Source organism: Paenibacillus sp. P5_B5 (assembly GCF_056400365.1).
Genome location: NZ_JBFULK010000012.1, coordinates 99,011 through 118,573 on the forward strand (window position 1 = coordinate 99,011; position 19,563 = coordinate 118,573).

General features: G+C 41.3%; 15 protein-coding genes, 1 riboswitch and 1 other annotated feature. Of the genes, 9 read left to right on the forward strand and 6 right to left on the reverse strand.

Annotation, left to right across the window (positions count from 1 at the left end; translation table 11 throughout):
- Positions 1–41 precede the first annotated feature (41 nt).
- Positions 42–198, forward strand: a riboswitch (cyclic di-AMP (ydaO/yuaA leader).
- A gap of 84 nt (positions 199–282) precedes the next feature.
- Both AC1DOK_RS16465 and AC1DOK_RS16470 read left to right on the forward strand, forming a co-directional pair.
- Entirely contained in the window at positions 283–1,635 is a 1,353-nt protein-coding gene (locus tag AC1DOK_RS16465) for a TrkH family potassium uptake protein (protein ID WP_477555390.1), read from the forward strand.
- Between the two features lie 84 nt (positions 1,636–1,719).
- Positions 1,720–2,385, forward strand: coding sequence for a potassium channel family protein (locus AC1DOK_RS16470; protein WP_477555391.1), 666 nt, complete (start codon positions 1,720–1,722; stop codon positions 2,383–2,385).
- Positions 2,386–2,431: 46 nt separating this feature from the next.
- On the opposite strand, the gene AC1DOK_RS16475 is transcribed toward AC1DOK_RS16470, so the two are convergent.
- Positions 2,432–3,328 (reverse strand): LysR family transcriptional regulator, encoded by an 897-nt coding sequence (locus AC1DOK_RS16475; protein ID WP_477555392.1) that lies wholly within the window; start codon positions 3,326–3,328, stop codon positions 2,432–2,434.
- A 149-nt stretch (positions 3,329–3,477) separates the two neighbouring features.
- Between AC1DOK_RS16475 and AC1DOK_RS16480 the strand changes: the two genes are divergently transcribed.
- From AC1DOK_RS16480 to AC1DOK_RS16495, 4 genes are all read left to right on the forward strand, one after another.
- Positions 3,478–4,128, forward strand: a complete 651-nt coding sequence (locus AC1DOK_RS16480) for a succinate dehydrogenase cytochrome b558 subunit (protein WP_477555393.1) — start codon at positions 3,478–3,480, stop codon at positions 4,126–4,128.
- Positions 4,129–4,233: 105 nt separating this feature from the next.
- Positions 4,234–5,991 (forward strand): succinate dehydrogenase flavoprotein subunit, encoded by a 1,758-nt coding sequence (gene sdhA, locus AC1DOK_RS16485; protein WP_477555394.1) that lies wholly within the window; start codon positions 4,234–4,236, stop codon positions 5,989–5,991.
- Between the two features lie 5 nt (positions 5,992–5,996).
- Positions 5,997–6,752, forward strand: coding sequence for a succinate dehydrogenase iron-sulfur subunit (sdhB, locus tag AC1DOK_RS16490; protein WP_477555395.1), 756 nt, complete (start codon positions 5,997–5,999; stop codon positions 6,750–6,752).
- A gap of 174 nt (positions 6,753–6,926) precedes the next feature.
- The gene (locus AC1DOK_RS16495) at positions 6,927–7,817 is read left to right on the forward strand and encodes an EamA family transporter (protein ID WP_477555449.1); all 891 of its coding nucleotides are present in this window, start codon (positions 6,927–6,929) and stop codon (positions 7,815–7,817) included.
- Positions 7,818–7,892: 75 nt separating this feature from the next.
- Here the strand turns inward: AC1DOK_RS16495 and AC1DOK_RS16500 are convergent, their stop codons facing one another.
- Both AC1DOK_RS16500 and AC1DOK_RS16505 read right to left on the reverse strand, forming a co-directional pair.
- A complete protein-coding gene (locus tag AC1DOK_RS16500; RefSeq protein ID WP_477555396.1) occupies positions 7,893–8,669 on the reverse strand; it encodes a TIM barrel protein in 777 nt (258 codons plus the stop codon).
- A 176-nt stretch (positions 8,670–8,845) separates the two neighbouring features.
- Positions 8,846–9,841: a zinc-dependent alcohol dehydrogenase family protein gene (locus tag AC1DOK_RS16505; RefSeq protein ID WP_477555450.1), complete on the reverse strand. Its 996-nt coding sequence runs from the start codon at positions 9,839–9,841 to the stop codon at positions 8,846–8,848.
- A 362-nt stretch (positions 9,842–10,203) separates the two neighbouring features.
- Here AC1DOK_RS16505 and AC1DOK_RS16510 point away from each other — a divergent pair, with 362 nt between their 5' ends.
- Positions 10,204–11,913, forward strand: a complete 1,710-nt coding sequence (locus AC1DOK_RS16510; protein ID WP_477555397.1) for a hypothetical protein — start codon at positions 10,204–10,206, stop codon at positions 11,911–11,913.
- Between the two features lie 257 nt (positions 11,914–12,170).
- Positions 12,171–13,877 (forward strand): hypothetical protein, encoded by a 1,707-nt coding sequence (locus AC1DOK_RS16515; RefSeq protein WP_477555398.1) that lies wholly within the window; start codon positions 12,171–12,173, stop codon positions 13,875–13,877.
- A gap of 4 nt (positions 13,878–13,881) precedes the next feature.
- Here the strand turns inward: AC1DOK_RS16515 and AC1DOK_RS16520 are convergent, their stop codons facing one another.
- A complete protein-coding gene (locus tag AC1DOK_RS16520; RefSeq protein ID WP_477555399.1) occupies positions 13,882–14,385 on the reverse strand; it encodes a metal-dependent hydrolase in 504 nt (167 codons plus the stop codon).
- Between the two features lie 659 nt (positions 14,386–15,044).
- Positions 15,045–15,311, forward strand: a binding site (T-box leader).
- A 62-nt stretch (positions 15,312–15,373) separates the two neighbouring features.
- Here AC1DOK_RS16520 and ileS point away from each other — a divergent pair.
- Positions 15,374–18,463 carry an isoleucine--tRNA ligase gene (gene ileS / locus AC1DOK_RS16525; protein WP_477555400.1) on the forward strand — a complete coding sequence of 1,030 codons (3,090 nt, stop codon included), beginning with the start codon at positions 15,374–15,376 and terminating at the stop codon, positions 18,461–18,463.
- 61 nt (positions 18,464–18,524) lie between these two features.
- Here the strand turns inward: ileS and AC1DOK_RS16530 are convergent, their stop codons facing one another.
- Together AC1DOK_RS16530 and AC1DOK_RS16535 are read right to left on the reverse strand one after the other, a co-directional pair.
- Complete coding sequence (locus tag AC1DOK_RS16530; RefSeq protein WP_477555401.1) at positions 18,525–18,794, reverse strand: YqkE family protein; 270 nt, start codon at positions 18,792–18,794, stop codon at positions 18,525–18,527.
- 199 nt (positions 18,795–18,993) lie between these two features.
- Positions 18,994–19,536 (reverse strand): DinB family protein, encoded by a 543-nt coding sequence (locus AC1DOK_RS16535; protein ID WP_477555402.1) that lies wholly within the window; start codon positions 19,534–19,536, stop codon positions 18,994–18,996.
- Positions 19,537–19,563 lie beyond the last annotated feature (27 nt).

Here is a 19,563-nt window from a genome sequence, read left to right on the forward strand (position 1 = left end):
CTATTGTAAACCTATGAACCAAGCGATATAATTCAAATCAATTGAATAAAAAGCCGAATTTCTAGAAGAGAAAACGGGGGAACCAATATTAGGGGTGAATTTTGTTAGATTGATCCATAAAGGTGATCAGTCTATCAATTAGGGCGTAACTGCCGTCCGAATCCGTCAGCTAACCTCGTAGGCTATGTGTCAGTTAACTATACGTTGACACTAGTTTCAGGTGTCTTTTTTTTGTTTTTGGGTAAGAGTTTATTAGTTTCACTTCTTATTGTAGGGGGATATATGAAAGTTAAGCGCAAGATTCGTAGATTATCACCGTCTCAAATTTTAGTTATTGGTTTTGCTTTAATTATTCTAATTGGGGCGTGTTTACTAGCACTACCGATTGCATCAGCAAATGGTCAATCATTAAGTTTTATCGATGCGTTGTTTACGGCTACCTCAGCAACCTGTGTGACAGGGTTAGTAGTGGTAGATACAGGAACCTCGTTCACGATGTTTGGGCAAGTCGTCATTATCTGTCTTATTCAAATTGGCGGATTAGGTTTTATGAGCTTTGCAACGATGTATGCACTCATGCTACGCAAGAAAATCTCGCTTCGAGAACGATTGCTGCTTAAAGAAGCAGTCAATGCAGGTTCTATGGAAGGCATCGTGCGATTGTTTCGCAAGCTATTGATATACTCGCTTATGATAGAAGGGGTAGCAGCCGTTATCTTTTCGATTCGTTGGTCATTCGATTTAGGAATAGCCAAAGGAATTTACTATGGCATTTTTCATGCGATTTCAATGTTCAATAATGCGGGGTTCGATTTATTTGGAGGAGTCTCGGGACAGTTCTCCTCATTAACGAAGTACTCGAATGATTTCGTTGTTAACGTAGTGGCTATGAGTCTGATTATACTAGGTGGTATTGGTTTTATTGTTATGGCTGACGTAGTTGAGAATCGATCATTCCGGAAGTTCTCCCTACATACTAAGGTTGTTTTAACAACCACTGGATTCTTAATCGCATTTGGTGCAATTGTTATTTTTATATTCGAATACTCGAATACGAAGACGTTTGGATCGCTTGATACAGGCGGTAAAATATTAGCTTCATTCTTTCAATCGGTAACTCCTCGAACGGCGGGAGCTAACACGGTTGATATTGGTGCGTTAAGACAAGCAACACAATTCTTTATCATTATTCTGATGTTCATTGGTGCATCTCCGGGTTCTACTGGTGGAGGGATTAAGACAACAACTTTCACCGTGATGGTGGGTGCTGTCATTTCTATGATCCGCGGTAAAGAAGATATTGTCCTCTTTCGTTATCGTCTAGCTAAGGATCGCATTCTGAAATCTATTACCTTAACTATATTCGCACTCGGTCTTGTTGTCTTCGTATCAATGGCACTCTCTGCGACGGAAGATAGCGCATTTCTAGAAATTTTGTTTGAAGTTACTTCAGCATTTGGAACTGTTGGACTAACAATGGGACTGACACCTGATTTAACTCTTATTGGGAAAATATTGATTTTACTTACCATGTTTGTCGGTCGACTAGGGCCACTTACACTTGCTATTGCAGTCGGGCCTAAAACTGAAAGAGAACTATTTCGATATCCTGAGGGTAAAGTTACAATAGGTTAAGAAGGTAAAATAACGATTGGTTAACATTATAATTTGGAACTTAATAATTTGGTATGTATTATGAAAGGATTGAAGAGAAAACAAATGGTTGATAAACAATATGCCGTAATTGGCTTAGGGCGCTTTGGTTCATCATTGTCTCGCGAACTTATTAAGCTCGGATACGAAGTGCTTGGTATCGATGTTAATGAAGAGAGAGTTAACGAGATGAGCAATGTACTAACTCATACTGTTGTTGCAGATTGCACGGATGAAGAGGTTCTTCGATCACTTGGAATCCGTAATTTTGACTGTGTGGTTGTAGCGATCGGCAATGATATCCAAGCAAGTATACTTACGACAATCGTACTTAAGGATTCCGGAGTAACCAAAGTAGTTGCGAAAGCGTTGACAGAGCTGCACGGTAAAGTATTAGAGAAAATTGGAGTCGATCGTGTAATCTATCCTGAGCGAGATATGGGCATTCGTGTTGCGCATCAGCTTGTTTCTCCAAGCTTACTAGATTATATCGAGTTGTCAGACGATTATACGATTGCGGAATTAGCCGTTCCCAAAAAGCTAAATGGACATTCCCTACATGTTCTGAACCCACGTTCTAAATATGGATGCTCCATTGTAGCGATTAATAAAAAAGGTGGGGTCATAGTGGCACCAGCTGCCGAGGATATCCTTGAGGAAGGCGATCTGATGGTCGTAATAGGGAAGAATGAAGGTATGGAGAAATTTGAAAATGACATTGATCGCCCTTAGAAAGACTCCACTTTAATGTGGAGCTTGAGGGTGAAAGTGTTTCTTCTTATGTACGTGTTGCAAAATAAGCTCTCGCTGTTTGAATAAACGAGTTTACAGCCTCATTCTCTTGCGCTTCACGCGAGAAGATTAGTGAGGTTGTTCTTGTAGTAGCTTCGAGCTCAGGAACGTGGCAAATAATGAGACCATTATTCTCCTCCAGATGTGCGCGGACATAGGACAGCGGAAGTAGAGTTGCCGTTTTGCAGGAAGAGACTAGACGGATAATAGCCTCGAATGAGTCAATCTCCATTTTGATATTAGGCTGAATTCCGTATTGCTGAAACCATTCATCCGTTAGCACCCGATACCAAGTACCCCGAGAGAACAAAATCAAAGGTAACCCTTGAAGATCATCAACTGTATGTGCAGATTTATTTATATAGGGATGCATGGCCGGTAAGATTAAGCAGAGATGGTCTTCGAATAACGGTTCGCAAATGAGTCCATTTACTTCAATAGAAGATGCAACGAGTCCAATGTCGACTTTCTTTTCTTTGACCATCGATACGATTTCGTGCGTCTTGCCTGTCGATGCTTTCACATCTACCAATGGAAATTCATTCAAATAAGCGGACAATAAATCTGGTAAAGTCGCCTGAAGGGTCGTAAGTGACGCGCCAATTGTGAAGGAAGTGTGCTTGTCTACTTTCTTGAATTGTTTCAAATTTCGCATTAATGTATCTTGCTTTGCGTTTATCTCTACAGCATGTTCGTAACAGATTTCACCTGCTCGGGTAAGCTCGAGCCTTTTTCCTTTGCGCGAAAATAGCTTAACGTCCAGTTCTTCTTCTAGTTTCATGATTTGTCTGGATAGAGCAGGTTGCGAAATGTTCAGTACGCGAGAGGCTTTATTTAATGATGAAAGTTCAACAATTTTAGTGAATGCGAACCAATGATCCAAATGTGACCGTCTCCTTTACTACTTATGCAAAAAAGTTATAAATAATTATAATAAAACTGCACTTCCATTATAAGCGATTAAGCTGTAGTATGTATACGTCACGAAAAATTCAGATTTAATAGATATTTATAAGGAGGTCAGAAGCTTTTATGGGCAAAAATTCTTATTTATTTCGCAAAATTCATTCTTTGCTGGGGATCGTTCCCGTTGGTATGTTCTTGATTATGCATCTGATTTCGAACTATGCGTCCACTAAAGGTCATGGAGCATTCGTTGAAAAAGTCCTTTGGATCAATAGTCTCCCGCTTATATTCTTTTTGGAACTATTTGTCATCTGGCTACCGCTTACATATCATGCGGTGTATGGTTTATACGTTGCTTATACAGCACGTAATAATGTAACGAGTTATGGTTATTTCCGTAATCAAATGTTTTTATGGCAGCGTATCACGGGCGTTATTACATTCCTATTCGTGGTATGGCATGTATTTGAGACCCGGGTTCAAGTTGCAATTGGTAATGTAGATCATGGCGGACTTGGTGTAACGATGAATGAGATTCTATCGAATCCTGTGTATCTTACTATCTATGTTATTGCGGTTGTAGCAGTATCGTTTCACTTCAGTAATGGTATTTGGGGCTTCTTGGTTTCATGGGGAATTACGATCGGTCCTCGTGCTCAGAAAGTATCAACTATTATTTGTATGTTAGTATTCGTAGTTATGTCGGCAATGTTTATCCTATCAATTGTAAGCTTTACAGGTGCAGAATTTGAACAGTTACCTGTAGGAGCCAAGTAGATTAATAGAAATGTCCTATGAGAAGAAGATTACATTTTTATGATTTATAATTCATATTTATCAGACTTATTTATACAAAAATTTAAGGGTAGTAGGTGAACGACAGTGGCAACTTCAAAAGTAATTATCGTGGGCGGCGGCCTTGCAGGACTTATGGCGACGATTAAAGCAGCAGAAGCAGGTGTACATGTACAACTCTTTTCCTTAGTTCCCGTTAAACGTTCCCACTCTGTGTGTGCTCAAGGTGGTATTAATGGAGCAGTTAATACCAAAGGTGAAGGCGACTCAACATGGGAGCATTTTGATGATACCGTATACGGCGGCGATTTCCTTGCCAATCAACCTCCAGTTAAAGCGATGTGTGATGCTGCTCCTGGTATTATTCACTTAATGGACCGAATGGGTGTTATGTTCAATCGTACACCTGAAGGATTACTAGATTTTCGTCGTTTCGGCGGTACTAAATATCATCGTACAGCTTTTGCTGGTGCAACTACAGGGCAACAGCTACTGTATGCACTAGATGAGCAGGTACGTCGTTTTGAGACTGAAGGACTTGTAACTAAGCATGAGCATTGGGAGTTCCTTGGTGGTGTTATTGATGATGAAGGTATATGCCGAGGCATTGTTGCCCAAGACTTACGTTCGATGGAAGTCGTTACTTTCCCTGCAGATGCCGTTATTCTAGCTTCTGGCGGTCCTGGTATTATCTTTGGTAAAACAACGAATTCCGTTATTAACACAGGTACAGCAGCGTCTGCTGTGTATCAACAAGGTGTTCAATATGCGAATGGCGAGTTTATTCAAATTCACCCAACTGCTATTCCTGGGGATGACAAGCTTCGCTTAATGTCTGAATCCGCTCGTGGTGAGGGTGGACGTATCTGGACCTATAAAGATGGTAAGCCTTGGTACTTCTTAGAAGAGAAATATCCTGCTTACGGAAATCTTGTTCCTCGTGATATTGCGAGTCGTGAAATTTTCTCCGTATGTTTTGATATGAAGTTAGGTATCAATGGCGAGAACATGGTATACCTTGATTTATCACACAAGGATCCGAAGGAGCTTGATGTGAAGCTTGGTGGTATTATCGAAATCTATGAGAAATTCATGGGTGATGATCCACGTAAGATTCCAATGAAAATTTTCCCTGCTGTTCACTATTCCATGGGCGGAATGTGGGTAGATTACAATCAAATGACGAACATTCCTGGCTTGTTTGCAGCTGGCGAATGTGAATACCAATATCACGGCGCGAACCGTCTTGGTGCTAACTCACTTGTTTCGGCGATTTACGGTGGTATGGTTGCTGGTCCTAAGGCAATTGAGTACATCAAGGGTCTGGATAAGCATGTTGATGAAATTTCGTCTGCTGTCTTCGAGCGTGAGCGTATGAAGCATCAGAACAAATACGACAGTGTACTTCGCATGGATGGTAACGAGAACGCTTATGTGATTCATAAAGAGCTTGGCGAAATGATGACGCAGAACATGACTGTTGTTCGTTATAACAAGAAGCTTGAAGAAACAGTAGCTAAAATTAAAGAACTTAAACAAAGATATACGCGCATTAATGTGAATGATACTTCGTCATGGAATAACCAAGGTGCTGCATTTACTCGTCAGCTATGGAATATGTTAGAGCTTGCAGAAGTAATGACAGCGGGTGCTCTTCTTCGGAATGAAAGCCGTGGTGCTCACTTCAAGCCAGATTTCCCAGAGCGTGATGATGAGAACTTCATGAAAACAACGAAAGCAACTTGGACGCCAGAAGGTCCTGCAATCTCTTATGAAGATGTTGATGTATCGCTTATTGAACCACGTAAACGCGATTACACAACTGATAAGAAGAAGGGAGCGTAATAATCATGGCAGAAGCAGCTCGCACTGTGAAGTTTATTGTAACGCGTCAAGATGGTCCTGATAGCAAGTCTTATACAGAAGAGTTTGAAGTTCCTTATCGTCCGAATATGAATGTGATCTCGGCCTTTATGGAAATTCAACGTAATCCAATTAATACAAATGGACAACAGACAAAGCCAGTCAATTGGGAATCCAATTGTCTAGAAGAAGTGTGTGGTGCTTGCTCGATGGTTATTAACGGCAAGCCTCGTCAAGCTTGTTCTGCACTTGTTGATAACCTAGAACAACCGATTCGTGTATCTCCAATGAAGACATTCCCTGTTGTTCGTGACCTCATAGTAGACCGTGCTCGGATGTTCAACGCATTGAAGAAAGTTAAAGCGTGGATTCCAATTGATGGAACCTATGATCTCGGACCTGGACCGCGTATGGCTGAATCCAAGCGTCAATGGGCATATGAATTAGCGAAGTGTATGACTTGTGGTGTATGTATGGAAGCTTGTCCAAACGTCAGTGAGAAGACTAGCTTCATTGGACCCGCAGCGATTTCTCAGGTTCGTTTATTCAACTCTCATCCTACCGGTGAGATGAATAAAGCAGAACGCTTAGATTCACTCATGGAGGATGGAGGAATAGAGGGCTGTGGTAACTCACAGAACTGTGTTCGTTCCTGTCCAAAGGGAATTCCACTTACGACTTCCATCGCAGCGATGAATGCTGAAACAACGAAGCATTTGTTCAAAAAGTGGTTCACTGTATAAATCTAATATGATATGATAAACACTTCTGCAAAATAGTTTGCAGGAGTGTTTTTTATGTGATATGAGGGTTAATTTTTTATAGAATGATAAGTGATCAAATGGTATGTACTATTGATGGTTAAACTCGACGACTATAAAGTCGGTGTAAGCTTGAAAAGGAAAGAAGGGCAATTCATGATTTATGCATTTCTCGTATTTATGGGAGGGTGCTTCTACGGCATTTTATCCACGATTGTAAAGTTCGCCTATGCAGCTGGATATTCAGTGAACGAAGTAATTGGTGCGCAATTCTTTTTTGGATTTATTCTACAGATGATCGTTGTACTCCTATTCTCACGTAAGAAGGTAAGCTGGAAGCAGGCGGGATTATTGATGCTCGTGGGTACGACCATGTCAGGTACGGGGATCTTCTATGGTGCTAGTCTGGTAACCGTACCTGCTTCCATTGCCATTGTTCTCTTATTCCAGTTTACCTGGGTGGGTATCATTATTGAGGCAATTGCAAGTCGCAAACGTCCAAGCAAAGGAAAAGTAATTTCGATCATCGTCCTTCTAATCGGAACGTTATTGTCAGCTAATATTATCGATGGGGGATTTGATGATTTAACCTTATGGGGAGTTGGACTTGGGTTATTGTCAGCGGTGACCTATGCTTTATTTATTTTCGTATCAGGTAAAGTAGCGACGAATGTACCTGCATTAAATCGAACGATGATGATGTCAATGGGTGGGATGTTGCTTGTATTCGTTATTTATCCTCCAACATTTCTAGTAGACGGTGCACTACTAGGTGGATTATGGAAATATGGATTATTACTTGCCTTGTTCGGTACGGTTATTTCAGGATCATGCTTAATGATCGGTGCTCCTAAGATCGGTTCAGGACTTGCTACAATCCTCTCCTCATCTGAATTACCAGTAGCGGTCATATCTTCTGCACTCGTTCTTAAAGAATCAGTTTCTATCATGCAATGGCTTGGTGTAGCCCTAATCTTCGTGGGGATTATTATTCCACAGCTACGAGTGTTTAGGGAGAGGGATAATGAAAAACGATCCACAGCTTAGATGCTGATGTGATCGTTTTTTTTACATTATGAGGCGTATTCCGCCCTCAGATTTCTTGTGAAAATTATTTTTCTGTTATTGAGACGTGGAGATCGTTTCATCTTGTATCAGCCGCTTTAAACCCACAATAGGATCGTCAATTGGCGTGTATTCAAGTCCTATGAATCCTTTAAAGTCTGTTGATCCAATCATATGGAGAATGTTTGGGTAATTGACTTCCCCAAGATTAAGCTCATTGCGTCCTGGGTTGCCTGCTGCATGGAAGTGACCAATCTGATCGATATTCTGTTGAATTCGTGTGATCAGATTACCTTCCGTGATCTGCTGATGGTAAATATCGAATAAGACTTTGACATGAGGACTTTTAACTTTATGAATAATATCAAATGCTTCAGTCGAGCTTGATAAAAAATAGCCTGGATGATCTATAAGTGTATTTAGCGGCTCAATAACTAATGTAACGCCAGCTTCTTCAAGTATGGGGACGCAAGCTTTGAGACCAGCAATTAAATTGTAATGCTGTGCGCTTCTTGATAATCTAGCTTGTTCATTCCCAACCTGCGATATGATGGTACTACAATTTAATCGCTTAGCGATTTCTATCGTTTCTTTGAGGCCTTCGATATAAGCGTGTCTCTGAGATGAGTCTACTAAGCTGATAAATTTCGTGCATAAGGCAGTGACGGATAAATTTAATCGCTGATTTTCCGCCTGAATGAAGTCAATGTCTTTATCCCACCAGCTCCAAAATTCATAGTTCCTGATTCCAAGCTGATCAATAGACTCTAGGCTATCTCGAATATCGCGTCCTGCAAAAACAGCATCAATACAAACAGATAATCGAATGGTCATCGTAGACTCCTTTCTTTCACCTTCAGGATGAAGTGGAATTTGTTATTTGCTTTGAATCAATTTCATAACTCATTGAAACCATTAAATTGAAACTATATATAGACAAATTAAACCGTTTTGATCTATATATAGCCTTGATTGAAGCAGCTTAAGGTATTATGAAATTGATTGATTCGCTATAGATTATTAACTAGAACAATCTTGCCTGTTGCGAGTCCTGATTCATGAAGAGCATGAGCAGCCGCAGCGTCGGTGAAGCCGAAGCTTTGCGGATGGATTAGCGGGCGTAGCCTGCCCGCGTCAGCTATAGCGGACACTTGCGACAGTATGTGTCCGAGCTGCTCTTGCCCCTTACCGTTGATAAGGGGCAGGAGCATGAACACGACATGGAGCGTCAGGCCTTTGGCATGCATTGGCGACAGGTCGTGTGTTGATCTAGCGGCGATCGCGACAACGGAGCCGCCTGGTTTGCACGCCTCGAAGGAGGCGTCAAGGTTGTGTTTGCCGACGGTGTCGAAGACAACGTCAAAGCCCTGTCCGTCCGTGTAATCACGGACATAGTCTGCTACCGCGGTCTCGCGGTAGGGGATTGCGACGTGAGCGCCTAGCTCGCGTGCGATGTCCAGCTTCGCTGGCGTTGACGCAGTGGCGTAGACCTCTGCGCCAGCCCATGCAGCGAGCTGGACTGCGATGTGCCCGACGCCTCCAGCGCCAGCGTGTACAAGTACGCGCTGGCCTCTCTCTATGCGGGCACGATCGAACAAGCCAAGCCATGCTGTCATGGCTACAATGGGCAGCGCAGCTGCCTCAGTCATCGACAGCGAGGCTGGTTTATGCGCGATGACGCGCGCATCTGCAAGCATATATTCGGCGAGAGCGCCGCCGAATCCAGCAACCCCGCCCGCGCAGCCGTACACTTCGTCGCCGGGTGAGAAGGAGGTTACACCTTCGCCAACCTCCTCCACAATCCCTGCGACATCACCGTGCAATACCGCGGGTAGCATAGGCGCAACTTGCGGCATGAGCCCCGCGCGTATCCGCACATCAATCGGGTTGATGGACGTAGCCACAACCCGAATCAAAACATGGCCCGCACACACTTGCGGGCGTTCCACCTCCGTCTGTTCAAATAACTCCGGTATACCGTAGGCAGGCATTGTAATCGCTTTCATCATTAATGCAGACATAATTATTCTTCTCCTTCTGTTAATTATAAATAATTAGTATATTCTAATTAATGGGCTTTTAGATGGGTAAAATTACATATTCTTAGTATCGCATAGATAAAGAGCCCGCTCAAGAACACGAATGTATTTTTATTGTGAAGTAGTCATTCTTGTGTCAATTCAACTAGAGTCCACATATCTCTACGATTGTATTATTATTTGGCTGATGTAGTCATTCTTATGCTAATTCAACTAGAGTCTACTTATCTCTGTTATTGTAAATAATTGTTTAATAAGGACAACAAAAATGCATTTCGAAACATCTGAATGAAAGAGGTTTATGTAAATACCGAAATGAGGTGTAATGGGTGAAGATTCGAACGATTTATTTGGGACTTATTATGTTAATTATTTTATTCGTAGGTCTGATTGCATGGAAGCTAGGAGTGAATTATGCAAACCAAGCATCAACTACGAATGGTATTCCACCGTCATCTAGTTCACCAGCACCTACTTTGCATACGCCAGTATCGGCTCCCTCATCTACACCAGTTCCCACTCCTTTATCGATGGTTCCAACGGAACCGTCTATTCCTACAAATACGATCTCTCCTGAGCAAGTGGAACTTGATCCATTACCTATACCTTCTGTATATCCTGAGGCATCAGCCCAGGAAAAACAAGCTTTTGCAGCGGAAGTCAAGGATATTCCGTTCACTGGTACTTGGTCCGAAGGTGAAAAGGCGCTTATACAACTTGACTCTGATCCGCGTATGATTAGAAGTTGGTTATCTTTGCTAGTCCCTAAGCAGGATGAGACACTTACCATCTTCTTCAAGGAACAAGTAGATCAAGCCAAGATAGAGAAATCCATAAAGAAGATAACAGGAGATAATCAAAGAGTCTATCCAGAGTTACTACTGCATTGGTCTAGTGATTTACAGTTGCATGTCAAAATACTTGCTTCACGAGTCAAGACAATTCCTCATATTACGAATCGGTACGATATTGATCTAACGGATGCCTTAGCGCAAAGTAATAATTCAGGGTATCTATATAAGTTCACTGGCATCATTACAGAGCCATCCCAATTATGGAAGGTCGCCTTGGATCAATCGAGTATGCAGAAATTGACTTCTTTAGATAAACCGTATGGGATTACACAATTAGATCATGAGGGACGTTATTTATTATTATCACGAAACTCAACGATATGTGACTGTGACAGAACACCAATTGAATATTTTAGCGTTTATGATACGACAACGACTAAGAGGATCGATTATCCTATTGTAACTCAGCTAGCCATCAAGTATCGAGGGAGCGGTTCGTTCGTTGCTGATCGACGTGGATTTTTCTACGAGATTCCGAGTGATCCTACGGTGCAAGTTCCTATGAGTGATACTGCAATAGCCTTCAAATTACCTGACTTTGTGTATGGCGCGGCATTCTCCAAAGACGGCAAAACGATTATTGCTGTAACAGGTCCCAAGGAACAAGGAATGGATACGAAGCTAGACATGAGATTAATCGATGTCTCGACACGTAAAGAAATGTTACTAAAGCAAGTAATAAGAGGGCGGAATTACCAAAGTCAGGTTTCCGATATGCTATTTCCTATTTCGTTTATTGATGATGGGAAAGATGTGTATTTCACATTATTGAATCCGAATCCAAACAAGCATGAAGAAATGCGATATAAGCTCAATTGGAAGTTGTCTCAAATCTCAGAATGGGATACTCCGGTACTACCAACAGAAGAAGCTGCATTTCAACCTTCAGATGATGGACGCTATCAAATTTACTTAAATTACGGGTTGTATAGCTCAGCAAACGCTAAACAATCCATTATGCTTGACGGTAAGTTGATTGATTTATGGGGTGGAATGTGGATTCCAAATACACATGATTATGTTAGCTTAACCCCTAAGAATAACTACGCTTCAATTACTGTATTTCATGCGGATACCTTGGAGGAGACATATTATAACAATATATTAATGACGAATCCGTGGATTCAAACTGCATCAACCGATGGGAAGTGGTTATATGTCACAGTTGAAGGTGTCAATAAATAGAACACAAATTAATTTGTTACACAAATGAAATATTCCTGTTACGTTCCCATAACATTGATCGGGTAATATAATAAACAAGACCCCCTTTTTAATATAAAACATTAAGGACCTGCCCCGTTGGCTAGGTCCTATTTTTTTTGTGTAACGATAAAACCCACAGGTTGTACAAAAAGTTTTACAAATATTAGAAACTAAAAGTTCATATAGAACGTCTATAAGGATGAAATACATATTATTTTGTTATGAAGAGGTGTAGTGTGAGCATAAAGAACATGTATATTGGTTTAGTTGTGTTGATCGCCCTCATTATAGGAGTAGTTAGTTTTAACCTTATTTCACCTACAGCTGGTTCTAATTCATTAGCGGGAGCCTTAGCATCCTCACCGACCATAACACCGTCTCTTGTAGCTACACCATCACCTATTTCTACTCCAGTGAGTACAGCTTCACCAACTAATACGCCCGATCCATCGAATTTGCCTGAGTACAAGGATGAGTTTGCTAATTCTCTACCAGCACCTTCTATTTATCCAGAGGCAACTTTGGAGGAGCAGCAAGCGTTCGCAGAGTCAGTTAAGGAGGAGCCAATCCCTACAAAGTGGGGGGATGGCAAGGACGTTCTATTCCGCCTTAATTCAGATCCGCGTTTAATGAATAACTCATTAATGGTAAGTATTCCGAAAAGAGACGAGACGATTACGATTTTCTTCAAAAAGCCAATGGATCGAAGTTCTGTCGAGAAAGCGATTAAGAAAATAGATGAACGCAGTTATCGATTCTATCCTAAGCTGTTGCTCCACTGGTCGAATGATCAGGAGCTGCATGTGAAAGCACTGATTTCGCAAGCAGAAACTAAATTAAATGGTTCAGATCAATTGAGTATCGATCTTAAGGATGCTAGAACGCAAAGTGGCGGTGCTTTGAAGATATCCGGATCATCCGTTAGGAATTCATTTGTTGGTACTATCGCAGAGCCGTTAAATCTGTGGAAAGTTGCTTTAGATCAGCCGACGAATAGGAAGCAGTTAACATCATTTGATATTCCATATAACGAGATTTCACTACTCGACACAGAGGCACGCTACTTCTTATTAGCGCGTGATACGAAGTATGGATGCCGCTGTGATACGGGGCCAACAAATCATTATAGTGTGTACGATACAAGCCTTGATAAGTATACCTATTATCCGTATGGTACCGAGATTATGGAGAATTATCGCGGAAGCGGGTCATTCGTTGCGGATCGGCGTGGTTTCTTTTATGAGATACCAGATGAATCTGAGGTTCAAATTCCGATGAGTAAGACAGCTATGATGTTCAAACTACCAGAGTTCGTGCATGGTGCTGCTTTCTCTAAGGATAAAAAAACGATTATTCTGGTAACGGGGTCCGAGAAGACAGATGAGAATACGAAATTTAATTTTAGATTGATTGATGTCGCTACGAGTAAAGAAACATTACTACTCAAGCAAGAGATAATCGGTGGTATTCAGCAGAGTTATTCAACCGATGAGCGTTATCCGATTAAACTCTTTGATGATAGTCAAGAAGTTTATTTTGAAATGCAAAATCCTAAAGGTGAAATGAGTAACGGTGAACTAAATGATATGGTCCGTTATCGATTTAATTGGCAATCGAAGAAGCTTGCGAAGTGGGATTCACCTGGACCTAAGAATGTGTGGTTGAGCTTAAAGGCGTCGGATGACGGTCGGTTTAAGGTGTATGCGAATGGCGGATTGTATGATGGTAATAAGCTGTTAGTTTCTTCTGAAAGTAAACCTAGTTTAGATTACGGTGTCTGGATTCCCCAGACACACGATTATGCTATGATCGAATATGAAGACAATCAGGGTTCACTTGTCATTCTTCATGCTGGCACCTTACAAGAAACGATATACGAGAATATTAAAGGGTCACCGGTAGGAACATCTAAGGATGGAAAATGGATCTATGTATTAAATTAGGGTGTTAAAAAATATTCGTTATACTACCTAGAATAGGTAGGAGTACAATGAAAATAATAAGGATGATTTGAATGATTCCTTCCGAAGCTGAGCCTGTTTTGATAGCAAGAAATTTAGGTAGTAAGCGGAATTTGATTCGTAGTGGCCACATCAGCGCTACTCCTTGCTCATTCAGCAGATCAAGTAGTGGATGAGAAGCATAAGCGAGCAAACTAGCCCAGAGTATTGGCTCAGGTAATGGGGAAAGCAACAAATATAAACCTAATAAACACACCAATGAATGCGTAAGTGTTCGGTGACGAACTTTGAGAAATCGTAATAAGTAAGTGATCGGGAAGAAAACTTTAGCCATAGTCGATCCAGGCTTATCAACATCAGCCAAGGGGCCAGCCAAACAACCGATCATAAGTGCAGCGGCAGATTCCCAAGAAAATAAGGGTTGGTTAAAATAAAGGACAACGCTTTCCGCTGCTAATAGACCAGCAAGGCTGTGGGTTTTCTGTAACATCTAATAATCCTCCAAATTCTAATCTAAGCTGTGCTAGTACATAAGGCAGAGAATTATTATAGCAAACATATGATCGCATTTCCAATTCGCAGATATTTTTAACACAAATGTAATGTTCCTGTTACTGTCCCATAATGTTGGTAGGGTAATATAATAACCAAGACCCCCTTTTAAATATAAAACTTTGAGAACCTGCCCCGTTGGCGAGGTTCTTCTTTTTTTGTCCAATCAGCAACAAAAAATTCGTGATAACGTCTAGGTCAACATATTTAAAGGGTGAAATAACTAAGTATTGGCAAGTTAGAATTGATGCTCAGAAGAATCCCCCAATCGAAAATGCACCCATGCTCATTTTGAATTTTACTAGCCGCTCATAATTTTTAACACAAATGAAATATTCCTGTTATAGTCCCATAATGTTCATCGGGTAATATAATAACCAAGACCCCCTTTTAAATATAAACTTTGGGAACCTGCCCCGTTGGCGAGGTTCTCTTTTTTTTCAAGATGATAAGTCTTTGCCTGAGAAACAGAAGAAACACTTGATACAGGTCAATCAACTCTACTATGGGCACAAGAGCTAGAGCGCGAAATCTAGGTCATCGAACCTTGACAACTGAGATCTAATTATGATATAAAATCAGTAATTGAAATCGAATATAAATTTGATGACGAGAACGAGTAAGTTGTGTTTCTGATCCTTAGAGAGCCGGTATTATGCTGCAAGCCGGTGTTCAGTTGACAGCCCAAAATCATCTCTGAGAAATGAAGCTGAACGTCGCACAAAGACAAGTAAGCCTAGCCGGGATTCCGCCGTTATATGGAACACGTATGATAGTACGTTGAATGAGTGCTATGATCATTGAGCTGTAAAGTGAAATGATTGTGGAATTTGGGTGGTATCGCGAGTCTAACTCGTCCCTTATAGGGACGGGTTTTTTTGTATGTAAATAAGACACGCTAAACGAATAGAAGGAGATGGATGGGCATGAAGAAGGTTGATGTGAAAGAACAATCAAGAGCTCGTGAGATTCGAGTTCTTCAAGGATGGAAGGAAAAGGATACGTTCAAGGAATCGATACGCCGCAGGGAGAATAATCCTTCTTTTGTATTCTATGAAGGGCCTCCTACTGCAAATGGTGCTCCACATATCGGTCATGTGCTTGGAAGAGTAATCAAGGACTTTATTGGTCGTTACAAAACAATGGCTGGTTATAAGGTTATCCGTAAAGCTGGTTGGGATACGCATGGACTGCCTGTTGAACTAGGTGTAGAGAAACAGTTAGGGATTTCGGGTAAACAGGATATTGAGAAATATGGTGTCGAGAAGTTCGTACGTAAATGTAAGGATAGTGTCTTCGAATATGAGAAGCAGTGGAGAGAGCTGACTGAAGCGATTGGCTATTGGACGGATCTCGATAATCCTTACATCACACTTAAGAATGAGTATATTGAGAGCGTTTGGAACATTCTCTCAACGATTCATAATAAAGGATTGTTATATCGCGGACATCGGGTTAGCCCTTACTGTCCATGTTGTCAGACAACACTTAGCTCACATGAAGTTGCTCAGGGGTATGAAGATGTGAAGGACCTGAGTGCAACTGTTAAATTCCGTTTGAAGGATTCAAGTGATTCTATTTTGGCATGGACGACAACACCATGGACGTTACCGGCGAATGTCGCACTAGCTGTGAATCAGGATTTATCCTATTCCCGAGTTAAGCAGGATGATGAAGTTTACATCGTGGCAAGTAATTTAGTTGAAGATGTGATGAAAGGGGAGTACGAGATCCTTTCGACTTTATCAGGTGCTGAGCTTGTAGGTAAAGCTTATGAACCGCCATTTAATTATGCTTCCGTAGACGGTGGTCATGTTGTCATTAGTGGAGACTTTGTAAGTGACTCTAGTGGTACTGGTATCGTGCATATCGCTCCTGCACACGGGGAAGACGATTATAAAGTTGCTAGACAGAATGGTATTGGCATGCTGAGCGTTGTGGATAATGCGGGCAAATATACGGACGATGTAACTGATTTTGCTGGACGTTTCGTTAAAGATTGTGATATCGATATCGTTAAGCTGCTTGCTGAACGTGGGTTATTATTCTCTAAACAAAAGTATGAGCATAGCTATCCTTTCTGTTGGCGCTGTAAATCACCACTACTCTATTATGCGATGGAGAGCTGGTTCATCGAAACAACGGCAGTTAAGGAGCAATTAATCGCCAATAACAATCAAATCAATTGGTACCCGTCTCACTTAAAGGAAGGTCGCTTTGGTAAATTCCTAGAGGAGCTAGTGGATTGGAATATTAGCCGTAACCGTTATTGGGGAACACCTTTAAATATCTGGACATGTAACAGCTGTCACTCAGAATATGCACCTAACAGCTATGAGGATTTGAAGAAGCATGCAACAGAAGAGATTGGTGATCATTTGGAGCTTCATAAGCCTTATATTGATGACGTGAAGCTGCGTTGTCCCAAGTGCGAGGGTACAATGGAACGGACCTCTGAAGTGATCGATGTATGGTTTGATAGTGGCTCGATGCCGTTTGCGCAGTACCATTATCCATTCGACAATCAAGAGATGTTCCAAGAGCAATACCCTGCTGATATGATCGTAGAAGGAATTGATCAAACTAGGGGCTGGTTCTATAGCTTACTTGCAGTTTCGACACTGTACAATGGTCAATCTCCGTATAAAGCCGTTCTAGCTACAGGCCATGTACTCGATGAGAGTGGGCAGAAGATGTCCAAGAGTAAGGGGAATGTCGTTGACCCTTGGGAGATTATCGAGGAATATGGTACGGATGCATTCCGCTGGGCTCTGCTTGCTGATAGCGCACCTTGGAACAGTAAACGATTCTCGAAACAGATTGTAGCAGAGGCTAAGTCGAAGGTTATCGATACCCTGAATAATACGCATGCATTCTTTGCACTATATGCGTCGCTTGATTCATTCCGTCCAGAAGAACATCCTTTGCTGCCTAAGACCAATAAGCTTGATCGATGGATTATTTCCCGATTGAATTCGTTGATTAACAACGTTCGCGCTGGACTCGATACCTATGACTTTATGAATCCAGCTAAACTAATGGAAGCTTATATCGATGAACTCAGTAACTGGTACATTCGCAGATCGAGAGATCGGTTCTGGGGAAGTGACATGACAGAAGACAAAATCGCTGCTTATCAGACATTACAAGAGGTTTTATTGACATTAAGTAAGCTTATTGCTCCTTTTGCGCCATTTATTTCCGAGGAAATATTTGAGAATTTAGGTTGGCGAGAAAGCGTGCATTTAACTGATTATCCAACCGCGGATGAATCCTTAATTGATCTTCAATTAGAAAAGGAAATGCAAACGACTCGACAAATTGTAGAGCTAGCTCGTAATATTCGTAATGAAGTGGCGATTAAGACACGTCAACCATTGTCTGAGATGTTCATTTCCATGGATGAGGATTTTGATCTGTTAGGATACAGCACGATCATCAAGGAAGAAATTAATGTCAAAGAAATTCATGTCGTTCACAGCGATAGCGATTTTGTTGAGTTTTCCTTAAAGCTTAATCTGAAGGTTGGCGGTCCTAAGTATGGCAAACACGTAGGATTGATCCAAAAGCATCTACAAGGACTTACGCCAGATGAGGCTCGTAAGGTTGTTGAGCAAGGTTACGTAGATCTACAGGTAAGTGATGAAGAGAAGCTGCATATCACAAGTGATGAACTGCTTACACAAAAGCAATCTAAGCAAGGCTTTGCATCTGCGTCTGGATACCAAATGGCGGTTGCGCTTAATACAGAAATCACCCCTGAATTGGAACAAGAAGGTTTAGTACGTGAGGTAGTCAGAGTGATTCAAGATTACCGGAAGAAGCTGGATCTGCCGATTGAGGAACGGATTAACTTGGTGCTTGATGTTGATTCGGAGGTTAGAGAAGCGATTGAACGCAATGAAAGCTTGCTCCGCGACAATGTACTACTCTTGAATCTATCCTTTAGTAAAAAGGATGGAATGGAGTATGCGACATTCGGTGATAAGGCCGTAGGGATGCTGCTTGATAAATAAAATAGTATAAAAATAAAATAAGCTCTTGTGGATCTAGCCAGATGGTCAGATCCACGAGAGCTTATTTAAATTTGCGCCAATCCATCTTACTATTTTCAAGTAGATGCTCAAAATTATTATCGAGTCGCTTTTGCTCTTCCTTACGAGCTTCTTCGGCTTTTTGTCTGGCTTCTTCTTTCTGCCTTGCTTCCTCAGCCCTCATGTCATCTGCTTGAGCTTTAAGCTTATTGACAAGCTCGGGATTTAATAAATCCTTCAGCGTTGCTGGTTTATCCTCTTGGGAAGCTCCTTTCCGAGTAGAAGCGGGGACCTGTCTTTTTTTCTTAGCCATATTAATCACCTCGGTAGTTAGTTATCAACATTTTAACACAAATGAAATATTCCTGTTATAGTTCCATAATGTTGATCGGGTAATATAATTAACAAGACCCCCTTTTAATATAAAAATCTTGAGGACCTGCCCCGTAGGGAAGGTCCTCCTTTTTTTATGATATAGATTTTATATCGCTAGCTTTCTTTTTAATTCTTATTTATTTACTGTTGTACCAATCAATGAGTCTTGCTTTCTGGTGCAGATGGTGACGGTAATGCATTTCGACCAGTGTGAACCATTCTATGGCATTTAATTCACCGAATCTGGGGTGAGGAATGGTTTGATTACTAGGTATAGCATGGAGCGTAGGTTCAATTTCATTCATCCTTTGAATAACAAGTTGAATGCCCTCTGTTAGCTGCTCTTTGGTTGCAGGCTGTTCAGGGGTATATTCATTGGAAGCTGGTACGGAAATACGGATTGGAGGAAAACTACCTAATGCGAAAATCGCATTTCCTTGCTCTGTCTTGGCTTTAGATGCATCACCGCTATGAGGCTCTTGCATGCGACAGGCTTCAATATTGCGAAGCTGCATATAAAGAGCAGATTGAATCAGATGGAGGTGCATTTGTCCAAGCGACCATTCTTCTTCGCTCGGCTTGCAGACAAGTTGTTCAATGCTGAAGTTGTCTAATTCCTTCAAGTATTGAGTGGCTGTTTCTTCAAATCGCAGTAACGTTTGTTTAGTATTCGTAATCATGTAGGATAACCCCTTTCATATTTAAAC